This is a genomic window from Roseobacter sp. HKCCD6576-2 (assembly GCF_013179285.1).
GTDB classification, from domain to species: Bacteria; Pseudomonadota; Alphaproteobacteria; order Rhodobacterales; family Rhodobacteraceae; genus Rhodophyticola; species Rhodophyticola oceani.
Genome location: NZ_WVNW01000003.1, coordinates 244156 through 257492, shown reverse-complemented (window position 1 = coordinate 257492; position 13337 = coordinate 244156). Strand labels below are relative to the sequence as shown.

10 protein-coding genes are annotated in these 13337 nt (G+C 55.2%); 6 read left to right on the top strand and 4 right to left on the bottom strand.

Annotated features, from left to right (window positions below; genetic code table 11):
- Window positions 1–448 precede the first annotated feature (448 nt).
- The 3 genes from GTF44_RS13805 (at window position 449) to GTF44_RS22545 (ending at window position 5455) form a co-directional block, all read left to right on the top strand.
- Window positions 449–1183 carry a hypothetical protein gene (locus GTF44_RS13805; RefSeq protein WP_171562177.1) on the top strand — a complete coding sequence of 245 codons (735 nt, stop codon included), beginning with the start codon at window positions 449–451 and terminating at the stop codon, window positions 1181–1183.
- A 141-nt stretch (window positions 1184–1324) separates the two neighbouring features.
- Window positions 1325–1978 carry a hypothetical protein gene (locus GTF44_RS13800; protein ID WP_171562180.1) on the top strand — a complete coding sequence of 218 codons (654 nt, stop codon included), beginning with the start codon at window positions 1325–1327 and terminating at the stop codon, window positions 1976–1978.
- A gap of 684 nt (window positions 1979–2662) precedes the next feature.
- On the top strand, window positions 2663–5455 hold the full coding sequence (locus tag GTF44_RS22545; protein WP_171567902.1) for a calcium-binding protein: 2793 nt from the start codon (window positions 2663–2665) through the stop codon (window positions 5453–5455).
- 331 nt (window positions 5456–5786) lie between these two features.
- Here GTF44_RS22545 and GTF44_RS13790 read toward each other — a convergent pair whose 3' ends face one another.
- Complete coding sequence (locus tag GTF44_RS13790; protein WP_171561704.1) at window positions 5787–6953, bottom strand: hypothetical protein; 1167 nt, start codon at window positions 6951–6953, stop codon at window positions 5787–5789.
- Between the two features lie 753 nt (window positions 6954–7706).
- Between GTF44_RS13790 and GTF44_RS13785 the strand changes: the two genes are divergently transcribed.
- Both GTF44_RS13785 and GTF44_RS13780 read left to right on the top strand, forming a co-directional pair.
- A complete protein-coding gene (locus GTF44_RS13785) occupies window positions 7707–9578 on the top strand; it encodes a serine hydrolase (protein WP_171561707.1) in 1872 nt (623 codons plus the stop codon).
- 77 nt (window positions 9579–9655) lie between these two features.
- A complete protein-coding gene (locus GTF44_RS13780; RefSeq protein WP_171561710.1) occupies window positions 9656–10858 on the top strand; it encodes a helix-turn-helix transcriptional regulator in 1203 nt (400 codons plus the stop codon).
- A gap of 208 nt (window positions 10859–11066) precedes the next feature.
- Here GTF44_RS13780 and GTF44_RS13775 read toward each other — a convergent pair whose 3' ends face one another.
- Together GTF44_RS13775 and GTF44_RS22125 are read right to left on the bottom strand one after the other, a co-directional pair.
- Window positions 11067–11729, bottom strand: coding sequence for an enolase C-terminal domain-like protein (locus GTF44_RS13775; RefSeq protein WP_367383408.1), 663 nt, complete (start codon window positions 11727–11729; stop codon window positions 11067–11069).
- Window positions 11662–11829: a hypothetical protein gene (locus GTF44_RS22125; protein WP_253261304.1), complete on the bottom strand. Its 168-nt coding sequence runs from the start codon at window positions 11827–11829 to the stop codon at window positions 11662–11664. The genes GTF44_RS13775 and GTF44_RS22125 overlap by 68 nt, the downstream gene beginning before the upstream one ends.
- Window positions 11830–12204: 375 nt before the next feature.
- Here GTF44_RS22125 and GTF44_RS13770 point away from each other — a divergent pair, with 375 nt between their 5' ends.
- Window positions 12205–12462 carry a hypothetical protein gene (locus GTF44_RS13770; protein ID WP_145216644.1) on the top strand — a complete coding sequence of 86 codons (258 nt, stop codon included), beginning with the start codon at window positions 12205–12207 and terminating at the stop codon, window positions 12460–12462.
- 140 nt (window positions 12463–12602) lie between these two features.
- On the opposite strand, the gene GTF44_RS13765 is transcribed toward GTF44_RS13770, so the two are convergent.
- Entirely contained in the window at window positions 12603–13184 is a 582-nt protein-coding gene (locus GTF44_RS13765) for a hypothetical protein (protein ID WP_171561713.1), read from the bottom strand.
- Between the last annotated feature and the right edge of the window lie 153 nt (window positions 13185–13337).

Sequence of the window (13337 nt, the reverse complement as noted above, 5' to 3'; positions counted from 1 at the left end):
ACACATCTGCAGAATGTGTGAGAGGGGTACTTCCTACGGCTGTAGAGCGACTTTTGGGGGCGGTATTCTTTAGGAGCACCCCGCCCACCGTGAGCCACTGCGATTGATGAAGGCATCCGCTTAGGGCACGCCTGTTGCCTACCCCTGGCATGCCCCTCTCAGTGACTGGAGCAGTCGCATGCCAGGCAATGCTTGAGACGTTGGCGTAAGGCTCCAAACATGCCATCTGCGCGTGGTTCAACCAGTAAAGGTCGTTCATGTCACCGCTCGTCTTTCGAACCGTGAAACATGGCACACATCCGAAGTTAATAGGTCCTGAAACCAAATGAATAGATAGGGGTGTGCCCTGCAGTATGAATTGCAAACAGATACCCGTCATTGCACCGTAACGTTGCGGGTTGACGGTATGATCTATCTATGTTGACTTCATTTGGAAGTGGAGCAATGAGTGTTAATTAGAGTTTGTATCTTCATATTCATTTCTGCGCCCTTTTTTGTCCTGCAAGCTTCTGCCCAGGATGCCGGGATCGATAAATCTAGCATCATTTGTACCGAAGCCTCGCCGGAGGAAATCTATACGCGGCACTTCGAGGGCGACGTCGTCGATCTTTGCCACGTTACAGGAACGTCGATCGATATCTACGTTCTGCGCACAGGTCTCAGCAGGCTGACATCCGGCTCGATGCTTGTGGCTTTGGGAGGAGCCGCTAACTGGCGCGATGGAAGCAGTCGGGCTGAAGCTATCGTATTGCGGCAAGTTTTGCCGAGAGTGTGGGACGTCACGCATTTCTTGGAGGATGAAACACCGATTGGTATTGGCGAAACGCAGCTGATTTGGTTTGCGGATATCCACCACCCCGATATTCGCCGAGACTTTGCATCGCTTTCCTTCGGAGCCTACCGTGTCTTTCGGTGCAACGGGAACCCGACAGTCGAGTTCCCCAACTCCGTCGACAGCTGCATCACCTTCTACAGAGTCTCGGCCTGTGATCATATGCCCCTTAGTCCAGATGGTCAGCCAGCACTGTCCAGATACATAGTGGTCACTGTCCGGGCACGCACACGCGAAGATGCCGTGCTGATGTTGCGGAATTACACGCTGCTGCATCGGATCGCGGCCGAGTATGCTCAAGAGATTCAAAATCTAAACTGTGGATATGGAAACGATGACACGGCAAGCTGAAATAACACAGGCCCAATCTACGGAACCTGTTGGGCTGCAAGAAACTCAAAAGTACAGACATCTTTATTTACGCTGACATCAGATAGGCTCCGTGATGTATGATAGCTATGATTGGATGGAAGGTTGAAGAGAGTATTCCGCATGTTGTTGTTGTTGGCATTTATCGTGCTGATGATAGTATTCGCGCAGAAAGGCCTCCAAATGGCCGTGACCTCTGTGGCCAGCTCGCTTTGGTCCAGATCACTGAGCTGGGAAACCATTGTTGAGCACCACCAAATTAGCTCGAATGATGTCGAGGTGGCAGATTTTATTCATGTTGATATGTGGATAGAGCGACAAGGCCTATCGTTCGGCACTACTCTTCCAGAGCTTCTTTCAGAGAGTGAACCTGTCGGACGTGAAGCTTTTTACATCATTGTGCAACCTAGGCATATTGACGGAATGGATCTATCTACTGCTGGTTTGTACAGATATCCCGTTACTATATGCGGATCATCTTACTGCGCTTATGATGAGAGTGCCTTGGAGCTTATTCCAGATGATGAGCAGCGGTATGCTATCTCATGCTCCTCTTCGGTAAATCCTAGACTGGTATTTGGGTTTCGAGTTCGAGAAGAATGGATGGTCTGCCAGAGCTCGGAGAATTTGATCACGAAGGTAGGATATTCGCTTTCAAGGCCGGCAATCAATCCCTTTGATCGCGCGTTGGGTGAACTTGAGAATCGATCTTCGGTGGGCTATTGGTTTGTTGTGCGGGAGCGGAACCTCTATGCGCCATTAGATTTTAGAGAGTAACAAGAGAGAATTATAATGAGTGTATGTTTTGGAGATTCGAACCCGGCGGAAGCCGCTTTCCTTGCTAACATCGCGTATAGAGATGCCTCCTACCTCCTTTCTGATCCGGAGTTTAACTCAAACTACCAATTGTTAAACTCTCAAGAGGTTGGGAACGATGTTGTCCATGCAATTCGGAATAAGGCAACAGGGGAATTGTATGTTGCGATTCGAGGCACCGATAGTTTAATTTCGGAACTCATTGACTACAGCAATCTCTACACAGGCCAAGTCACAAGTGGTGCAATTCTCGCAGCTCAAGTGGCGCGAAACGTTTCTGACTTCTATGGAGGTGCGCCAGTGGTGGTCACCGGTCATTCGTATGGTGGTCATGCGGCTCTCGAAGTTGCTCGTCTCGCTCCTGAAGTCGTGGCATACGCACACAATTTTCAAGGGCCGACAATTGAAGAGACGATTCTCGAAGTGGATGAATTTGGGCAATCGACGCAAGTGCTTACCCCGCTAGGCTCGCTCGACACTTCCGTACCAACCTTTACTCACTACGCAAGCGATCCCACTTTCGTGAACGGCGTGGTTCAATCATTTGGGGATCGAGCGAATACGACCTTTATTGACATACCTGTATCAGAGCATAGTGCGGCGGGTGTAGCAGAGTATTACGAGCAACTCGATTCGGGTGCAGCCGTGGAACCGCCATCATGTGATTACGATTTCGTACGCCCGTGGGATGCTGGGTTTGGGGTTTTCTCGGATGACCTGCCGTTGTTTGCCGCTTTCCTCGCCAAGATCGTCACGCCTCTTGTCATCGACATGGATGGCGATGGCGTTGAACTGGTCTCACTGGCCGATAGCACCGCGTTCTTCGATCTCAACATCGACGGCTATGCTGAACTGACCGGGTGGGTGGCTTCTGATGACGCTCTCCTGGCGCTCGACGTGGATGAAGACGGGATCATCGATGACAATTCCGAGCTCTTCGGCAACCAGACTGGGTTCGCCAATGGCTTCCTCGCGCTCGCCGCCCATGACGCGAACGCGGACGGGGTGATCGACGCAAATGACGCAGTCTATGCCGATTTGATTGTCTGGCAAGATCTCGATGGCGATGGGTTCAGTAATGCCAGCGAGATGATGGGCCTGGCGGATGCTGGCATCGTTTCGATCAGCCTCAATTCGACCAGTACCGATTTCACCAATCAGGGCCATTGGGTCTCCGATGTGAGCACGGTGACCTGGGGCGACGGAACCAACACATCCATCGAAGATGTGCATTTCGAGAATGACACGCGGGCATCGGTGGCGCTCCTGCCCGACGATTTCCAGTATCATGTAGATGCCTTCAAACTGCCGGTGCTGTTCGGCTATGGGCAGATTGCCTCGACTTGGGTGGTTCTCTCGCAAGACGCCACGCTGCGGGCCGATGCCGAAGCCTTGCTAGACCTTTTGGCGGTTGGGAATGTCAGCGGCTTCATGACCGCGTTTGAGGATTACCTGCTTGCCTGGGCCGATGTGGATCATATCGATCCCGACAGCCGAAACACGAACATCCATGGCACCCAGACAGGTATGGACGCACGCCATCTCACCTTCCTCGAGAAAGCCTATGGCCAGGGGTACATTCAGAAATGGTGGGATGGGCCGGGCGGCTATTCCGATCCGCATCATTTGGCAGCGCGGCAATTGACGGCCCAGTTCGAAGACCTGGTTGAGATGCTAGCTGGGCGATTCATCGCTCAATCCGCCACATCTACTGCGCTTATGGCCGCCACGACGCAAACAGAGTTTGATACGCTTTTCAATGCGCATCTGTTCTCGGAATTGACCGGTTTGGTTGCTGGATACTCGCCGTCGAACCGCGGCTTGGAGGGGGATCTTCAACCCGTCTTGGACAGCCTCGTCGGATCGATCCAGTCGGGTGAGGTTGCCCCAGAAGAGGCGGCCCGGCTCTTTTACATTATGCACCATGACATGGAGCCAGATGCCACGCTTTTTTCGGATCAGTTGCGGAACCTAGCGGATATCAACGGTGCCGCAGAGGCCTACATGCTGAGTGAAGGTGTTCGTGCGTTGGCAGATGGCCATCAATTGGCATTTGGGACCAGCGGCGATGACATCTTATCGACCAACGATTACGGCCTGATTGTTGGTGGCAAGGGGAATGATACGCTGAGCGGCGGCGCCGAAGCGGATCTATATATCTACACTTCCGGAGATGGGTCGGATGTTATCGAGGATGCGGAACGCTTCCATAGCCGAACGGATCGCTTGGTCTTCACCGATCTGACATTAGATCAAGTCACTTTCGGCCAAAATAGTAGCCGTGACCTTGTCATAACCTTACCTGATAACGAAACAGTCACGATTGCGGGACATTTCGCATACGGCCTGACGGGTGGAACCGGATACGAAATGGAGTTGATCGAGTTCGCCTATGGAACCGTGCTCGATACCCATCAAATCAGGCAGAAATCCGTTGCGGATCAGAAGGTAACGGGAGCGGTTTCGGGGACCCGGCTTTCTGAAAACTACATTCATACGCAAGGCGACGGCTCCTATACCATTACCGACCTCGGCATAAACAGTTTCCACGACAGCCTGACGTTCACGGACGTCAATGCCGAGGACGCCAAATTCTCCAAAACGGCTCACATGGATCTCAGGATCGAATTGCCGAATGGAGAGATCATAACTGTCGTAGATCACTTCAGGAATGGATTGAGCGGCCTGAACTACGCCTATGAGATCGAGAAGATCGTCTTCGCAGATGGCACAGAGCTCAACACGCAGGACATCCGCCTGAAATCCATCGCGGATCAAAAAGCGTCCGGCGATGTTCTGGGGACTGAGGTCGCAGAGACCTATTCCCACAGCCAAGGCGATGGCTCTTACACCATCACTGACTTCTCAAGTCAGACGAGCCAAATTGATCGCCTTGAGTTCACGGATGTTGATGCGGCTGATGTTCTGTTCTCGAAAAACAGCGACAAGGATCTCATCATCACCCTCGCAAATGGCGAAACCATCACGGTGATCGACCATTTCTTAGCCAATCATACCGGGCGCTTCTCTTACCAGATCGAACAAGTTACCTTTTCAGATGGGACAGTGCTCGACCTACAAAGGATCGCAGACAAGGTCGATGCCGACCTCTTCGCAGGTGGCGGCACCTCAGGCGGTCAAGACCAGACAGGGACACCCGGTGCCGATAACTACGCTCATGTTCTCGGCGACGGCTCCTACACGATCACCGATGAGAGCAGCAGCCCCAGCACAATCGACCGGCTCACCTTCCTGGATGTGACGGCCACTGATGTCGCCTTCGATCAGAATGCGGGCGGCGATCTGGTGATCACCTTGAGCAATGGCGAGACCGTCACAATCACCGATCACTTCGCCTCCACCCATTATGATATGGAGGAGATCGCCTTCGCAGATGGCACGGTCTATACCCCGGATGATATTCTGAACTTGATCTAAACCTGAAATCTTAGATCAACAACAGATTGCATTGCCGGCCCAGAGCCGACCTTGGACGGGGTTGTGCGATGCTGCGACTGCAGCCCGCTTTGCCGACATTCGCTGCGAGCGTGAAGTCAAAAACTGATCGAACTCTCATCTCGCGGACAGCCGCGCCAGGCGACAATCGAACATGGGTGTCCGCTTCTTTTCCAAGACACGACACTCATTCAGTCAGCGAAGCGATCACGCCAAAAACTTCGTCCACTTGTCCCAAGTCGACTCGGCAAAGCCAAGCTGAGCTTTTTAAACCTATTTCATCGACAGTTCTGGCTGACACATCGAACTAAATTCAGGCTATTTCGATTTGCCATTGGCCAATATGGAACCAGCCTTCTTCCTTAAGCACTGACACGGGTATGAGTTGCTCATCGCCAGTTGCTTCGAGAATGCCACGCATTATTCGAGGGAATGCTACCTGCGCGAAAACAGCATCTGGCAGCTCGTCAACTGTGGTGGTTAGCGGCTTACGAAATTGCTCAATGCGTTTGGCCTTTGCCGCTTCGATGGAACTGAGAGAAATTTCATCCAACTCTGCAGAAAGTCGCTCGTCTCTTGTGTTGTGAGGTGGGTGCATACGCAGCATCGGGCCGTCGTTGTACGGCTTCGACCCTAGCGTAGCCATCTGCTCGTTAACGAACCCAGTTACGCAATCCGCGGCGAGCTTTGGCCCCTTAACACTGTAGAGGTAGGTGACCAGTTCTGGCATTGTACACATACGTGCCACACCTTCTTCTGCAACGCGTTCCCGCTGCTGCATCCCACGTAGCTGTCGACGAAGTGCTAGACGTTCTTCGCGTTCTACCTCAACCTGATTAATATCGCCGAGCGCCGCGATCCTTTGCTTGAGATCATCCGTCTCGCGATCACGAATAACGATGTGTCCGCTAGGCCAATCTTGAAAATCCTCCCATAGTTCTTGGAAATCCAGCGAGAGCTCTAATCGCGTTTTCTCAAGCTGGCCGTGGGTAGTGTACCAAGAGCCCAGAAGTGGTGATCGTGACTTGCTTCCCCGTGGGCCGAAGTGCTTGTCAGCAACCTGGGGATCTTTTAACGCGCGCCGCAAGATTTCGCCCCAGCCAAGTAGGACCACTTCAAAAACCTTCCTCTTCCTTCGCTTCTTGTTAATACTTCGTACATGCTTTTGAAGTGCGGCATCGTCCGGTGCAGTAGTAAGAATGAAGAATGACTTAAGTTTGGGGCGGAATTTTTCGGCTGCCAGGACCTCATTATCGATCTGCTTGGTGGTTAGACGAGAAACCGGCCACACAGATCGACGCTTGCATTGCAATCCAATTGGATAAGCCCCCCCCGTTTCGGCCAACAATGTCCACGCCATTTTGCCTTTGGCCGGCGCGCCCGTGTCTGACCATTGCTGGGTCCTGCCACGAAGACTGAAAAACATCAGCACACAGTTCTTCAAACTGATCCCAAGACCGTGGCGGAGGGTAATCGGCAATCATATTCATATCGCGAAGCAACCAAGCTTAGGGTTCTTCGTCAATATAGCCCCGGACTATCATTTCATCTATGGCGCATCCAACGGGTTGCGTTCCATTCGGCCCAGAGTGGTTATTCATACCTCATGCAGCGGGTGCCCGCTGTACAGCCCAAACCGGACCTTGCAAAGCCTATGGTATACTGCAGTGCAGCTTGCCTGCAGCGTACTTCGAAAGGCCGCCCCTTCTAATGGCGCAAAGTGTTGTTTATCTCGGGTCTGGGAATTTGGAGGACGTAAATGGCACTGACGATGGACATGGACTCAAAGATGGCTGAGCTTCTTTTGCGAGCCGCGCTGCTGGACGACGCAAGCCATGTCGGTGAACGACTCGCCGCTTTGAGCGCTGACATTCCCCGACACCGGCGCCCGCTCGTCCGAGGCGCGTAAACGCGCCTTCTTCAGAGACGATCATTGCCGGCTCCGGCCAGCAGCCTCTGATTTCCCGTTACGCCCTCCAAAGTCGTCATTGGTGCGCTCGCTTTGGGTTGAGTGATGAGATGACGGCAAATGGAGAAGACCGAGCCGAATAGTCAGCAATTCTGCTGTCAGAGGGCCCTGCGCTAAACACGCGGTGCAAGGCTGAGATACGGCAACGGATGGCTCTTTGTCCGCGCCGACCGATCCGGACGCATCAGACAGCACATTCTGGCAACGAGTCTGCGACGGCCCCACCGGTCCGTCACAGTTAAGACTTCTACAAGGATTCACACCATGTCCCATTTTGACCCTAACGCCCTGAAAGAGGCACCTAGCCGCGCGTTGGAGGACTTCGCAGACGACAGCCCCGCCCCCGCCGTCTTGATAGAGGTGGCCCGCGACGGGCTGTCAGTGCGCAATGCCACTGGCACGATTGAGCTTAATGGCGATCAAGCGGCCAGCGCGGATAATCAGTTCGAGATCGGGTCTCAGACCAAGATGATGACATCGGTCATCATTCAGCAATTGGTTGGCGAAGGCGCGATCGACTTTGATGCCCCGCTGGCCGATCAGATGGATCTGTCAGGTCTGGAAGGCATTCCCAATATCGAAGAGGTGACCGTGCGGGAGTTGCTGGCAAACCGATCCGGTATCCCAGATTTCGACACAGTGCCGGGCCAGACGGGTGTACCGGCCTTTATCGAACAGCTGATGCTCAATCCGGACCAGCCGCTTGGACCCGACGGGTTGCTGGCCATTGCCTCAGGCCAGCCGGCATCATTTGCGCCGGGCGAAGGATACGAGTACTCGAACACAAACTATCTGCTTTTGCAGAAGCTGATCGAGAATGTCACCGGCGATAGCTTTGGCGAGGTGCTGTCCGACCGCATCTTCTCTGCCGCCGGCATGGATGACAGTACATTGAAGTCGGACGGTGGCGCCAAGGATGTGTTGCACTCCTATGCCGAACTCATTCCCGGTCAAGTGATCGATGTGACCGACATTCCGCTGGATTTCGGTGCTGCGGGCGGGGTGGTGTCGACCACGAGTGATATGATCCGCTTCTTTGACGCGCTGCTGGTCTCCCGCACCTTGCTTTCCGCTGAGCAGATGGAGGAGATGCTGGACTTCCGCGCCCCGGACGGCACAGCCGGGATCGACGGGGAAAGCCTCGGCCTCTCCTCTGGGCAGATCTTCGGGCAGCAATTCATCGGGTTTCAGGGCGGCACGCTCGGGACCAACACCGCCACTTTTATCCATGTCGAGTCCGGGACGATCTTTTCGATCGCGGCAACGCATTCGAGCGCTGAGCCGGTCGACCTCCTAATCAGTGCGTTTTCGGCTGTGTTCGATGATGATGCCTGGGCCAGTTTCGATCCGTCGGATGAGAGCTTCACCATTGAGGGGACAGCCGCCGACATCACACTGAGCGAAGATGAGGATGTCTCCGGCACGCCGGAGACGGTTCTGGAATTGGATGGTGCAAGCCTGACCTTCGACGGTGGGATCGCCGATCTTGATACCGGACGGTTCAGCTTCGCCGATGACTCGATCCTCTGGATTGGCGATCAGGGTGGCGATCACGTCGACATTCTGCGGCACGCGCCGGATGCCGCCCAAAGTGACAATCAACTGATCGGGCTTGACGGCAATGACCATCTGCGCGGCGGTCATGGTGACGACCGGATTGACGGGGGCGATGGGCGCGATCACCTCCGCGGGCGCGGCGGCGATGACACGATGGACGGCGGCGAGGGCAACGACATCCTGAATGGCAACCAGGGCAACGACGATCTGAGCGGCGGCGCCGGCCGTGATCATCTGCGCGGTGGCAGCGGCGATGACGTGCTGTCGGGTGGCGATGGAACCGACATGTTGCGCGGCGGCGCTGGAGATGACGTTCTCGATGGCGGTGCCGGCCGTGATTACATGTGGGGCGGTGCCGGTGCCGATACGTTTGTGTTTCAGCTCGACGCTGGCCAGGATCGCATCTTCGGCTTTAATGCCGGCGAAGACATGCTGGACTTCTCGCAGACCGGATTGAGCTTCAATGACTTGGAGATCGACACACACGGTGGCTATACGCAGATCAGCTTTGGTGATGCCGAGATTTCGATCTTCGGAAACAGTTGTGAACCCTTGACCGAAGACAGTTTTATCTTCTGAAGGGTCCAAAGTCTTTTTTTTGGCGCGCGCAGAGTCTGCGCGCGCACCCTATCCATTAAACGGATGACCATCATTTCATGGACCCCGCACTTCTGAATTCTGAGCAAGAGACGCTGCGTCTGGCCGCCGCCATTGGTCTGCTGGTCATGTCCGCCTTTTGCGCAAACTTGCTTCTGCTGTCTGATCGGCACCTGCATATCCGACTGCCCCTGGCCCTCTTCTTTCTGGCCAACGCGATCGAACTTCTGGCCTTGCCAGCCTCATATCTTCTCTCTGGAGATAACCCGGAGTTCCTGACCCTGGTGTTTGAGCTCGCGGAGATCCCGCTGACGATGGTTCAGCCACTTCTCCTGTGGCTTTACGTGCATCGTCTAACCGACGACCCGACCCAAGAGAGCGCCAGACCACGCTGGATCTTGCATGGGGTTCCCATCGTGTTTGCCGTCGCTCTCTATCTCTACATCTTGCTTTTGCCGCCGTCTTTGCAGGCGGGCCTGCAACCCGGCGTCGGCGATTTGGTGATCTGGCAAACCATCGCCTTGGTCGGGCTCTATGGCGCGACAGCCTTGTTCTACGCCTTGGTGCCGATCTACGCCGTGCTGATCCTGCAGCGCCTCAGGCGATACAGAAGCCGCTTGAAAGACCTCTTCGCCAGCACGGAGAGCCGCGAGTTGGCCTGGGCCTGGTGGCTGGCGGCGGCAGTTATTGTGTTCTGGGCCTTCAACTCCATCGCAATTCTGGCGTCGGTGTTTGACCTAAGATTTCCGGTGGGCGACGTGTTTGAGTCCCTTCTGGCTGCGATCCTGCTCCGCTATGTTCTGATGTGGAGCATCGCCCTTTGGGGGACTCGACAAAAACCGGGGATTGTCGTGCCAGCTGAACCGGCTCCGGCAGGTGATGCAGAGGCGCCGCCCATGCGGAAATACGGCAAGTCCGGGCTCGATGATACCCGACTTGATCGGCTCGCCGGAAAGATCGAAGCGCTGATGGCGGACCAGCATCTCTATCTCGAACCTGATCTCTCCCTTTGGGATTTGGCGAACCGGATCGGCGTGACCACGCATTACGCCTCGCAAGCGCTGAACGAGAAAATCGGGGAACGGTTTTTCGACTATGTGAACCGCTGGCGCATTCGTGATGCGACAGACAGGCTGCGCAACACCGACGCGACCATTCTGACCATTGCCTACGACGTTGGGTTCAACTCACGTTCATCTTTCTACACAGCTTTCAAACGCGAACTTGGGATGACCCCGTCCCAATACCGGGCCAGCGCATAGCGACCGATGGATCCATGTTTTTCTAGCAGATCCGCCTTTGCCGGTTGGCGTACCCCTGCGGACAATGTCCGGGCCACACGATCAGAATAGGACACTCCGTCCGCTTAGGGCTGTCCAGCGGTAGTCGGTGTGTGTCGCAGCCGACGGCGGCTGACGAACCCAACTGCTCATTGGTGCGCGCGCCGCGAATGTCGGCTTCCCGCCCAAACTATTGGTCAATCCTCTTCTTGAGCTCTTGATGGAGGGTCGAGGAGGTCTTCGCAGCATTGGCCGCGATGACAGCGTCGTTCAACTCCACCCCCAGACCCGGCGCTTTGGGCGGCAGGACAAATCCATCCTGCCATTCGAACCCACCTGTCACCACCGACATATAGGGCCCTTCAAAGCGACCGATGGATTCCAGGATCAGGAAGTTCGGACAGCTCAGCGAAAGGTGAATATTAGCCGCCGCAACCACCGGGCCGGAATAAAGGTGCGGTGCGATCTGAGCGGATTTGGTCTCCGCCATCGCCGCGATCTTCTTGGCCTCGAAAAGCCCACCGACGCGCCCCAGATCGAGTTGCAGGATCGAGGCGCCCCGGCATTCCAGAAGCCGCGAACAGCCAGTCGCAGCCTTTATGGCGATTAATCTACCTCGCGGCCCCCCATCGCGATGGGGGGGGTGGCAATAAGCACTTTCTCCCGCACGTAGTCTCAAACAGAATGGGGCGCGGCGTCTCTGTATCTCGGAACCGCCACTGCTTCGGCAAACCCACCCACTGACATGCTGTTCTTGTCGACGCAACGCAAGCTTCTCTACCCCATTAGAAATCCAAGAGGCGTGTGTTTGGGGCCAGTAACCGGGTCGCCATTTCGTCGGGGGCCGCGACACCGATCCCGTCGAGGAGGACCGACTCGTCTGCACCGAGACCAGGGAGATAGATCCCACAAACCTCGACCGTTGCACCGGCCTCCCGCTGAATAATCTGCATCAAGCTTTGTAGACTCGTCCCGCGTGGCGGTTGAGGGCAACAAGCCGTTTCAGCGACGCGCAAATCTCGACATCTGGAAAGCTTGATCAAGCGCGACGATGAGCGAGTACCCCAAAACGCCGCACAAGCCCTTGGCTTAGAAGAAGGGTCGCCACTCCTAGTACCTCAAAATACCCCAAACACAATATATTGTGTGTAATCAGACTGTTTCCAATAAAATGCGGCGCAAGTTGGGCAAATATGTTGAAATTATGTTGAAATTTTAGCAATCCTGTTGAGCGTCTTTCCGCTCGGCACTGGGGCTAGGCGGGAAGTTCTCTGTGAGCGGCACATGTATTTTTAAGTGCTGCTCTTCGGCAGGGAAGGAGGACTATTATGCGCAGTAAAATTGGAGTTATTGCCGCTTTGGCCGCTATAACGGCACGGGTCGGGATCCCCGATGGGGCGTACGCCCAAGACGCCGGGGATGTCGCGGAACGGTGCGAGTACTACGCTCAGATCGAGGATCGCTCGGTCTTGCAGGCGGAGCTTGAGGCACTTCTTGCCCTACGGCCAGAAGACCCTTGTGTTTCGTTTGTCGTAGATCTTCTAGGCGGCGGCCCTGTGGCGGAGATTCCAGAGCAACCGTATTGATTTAAATACGTCGCTCCCGCTGGACACGACCGGCCTTCGAACGTCGGCATACATGTGTTCGCCGCGTCTTTCATTGCTAAAGGGCGCGTTTCCATGTGAAACGCGCCCCTTTGGCGTTTGACTCGGACAAAACGTCCGGCTCAAGCCATTCGGCATGGCCTCATATGTTGTGCCGCATAGGTATAGTCCATACGCATCAGACGATTGGACAATCCTCCATGTGCGGCGATCCAGCGCCGAACCCATGCAGGATACCGTGTCATCATATAGTCAGTGCCCCACTGGTTGAAATCCGGTCGCGCGCCATAAGCTCGATGAAACCAAAACGATGCGCCGCGGGTGATACATGTCTGCGAGGGGCTTAACGACAAATAGAGCGTACATGCAGACGCACATCTGCCGTTAAACGCAACCTGGGTGTTGTCGATACGTGCCCTTGAGACGGATTGCGCATAACTCACCAGATCACCGCCATTGTCGTTGGTGATCACATTGACTTGGCTCCGCCGCAAGACGCGCTGCGGATCGGGTTGTGTAGCGGCGGCGGCCTGAGCGCGCGGTTCGGCTTGCAGCTCAGGCTGCGCAAACGCAGCGGCACTTTGCGCGATTTCGGCATCGGGCACCAAAGCGACCGGAGCGCCGCGGCTGACATCCACGGGCACCGAACACGCCGACACGACAAAGCCGAGGCCCAGGATCAACAGGGGGATCAAACGTTTCATTCTCATGCTCCTGCCCGTCATGGCGGCGAGCTTTTGTTGGGTCATGATGGAAATCCTGGCGGTGCATTGGGGCTTGAATGAGAAAGCCCCGGCGCTTTGCCGGGGCCTTTTCATGGTTTCAATCCGCCGAGAACAGGGCAGCACTATGTCAGC

Bases quoted from the DNA above. Each gene is read 5' to 3' on its own strand.
- GTF44_RS13800 (WP_171562180.1), top strand. From the start codon at position 1,325: ATGTTGTTGTTGTTGGCATTTATCGTGCTGATGATAGTATTCGCGCAG.
- GTF44_RS13785 (WP_171561707.1), top strand. From the start codon at position 7,707: ATGTCCCATTTTGACCCTAACGCCCTGAAAGAGGCACCTAGCCGCGCG.
- GTF44_RS13780 (WP_171561710.1), top strand. From the start codon at position 9,656: ATGGACCCCGCACTTCTGAATTCTGAGCAAGAGACGCTGCGTCTGGCC.
- GTF44_RS22125 (WP_253261304.1), bottom strand. From the start codon at position 11,829: ATGCAGATTATTCAGCGGGAGGCCGGTGCAACGGTCGAGGTTTGTGGG.
- GTF44_RS13770 (WP_145216644.1), top strand. From the start codon at position 12,205: ATGCGCAGTAAAATTGGAGTTATTGCCGCTTTGGCCGCTATAACGGCA.
- GTF44_RS13765 (WP_171561713.1), bottom strand. From the start codon at position 13,184: ATGAAACGTTTGATCCCCCTGTTGATCCTGGGCCTCGGCTTTGTCGTG.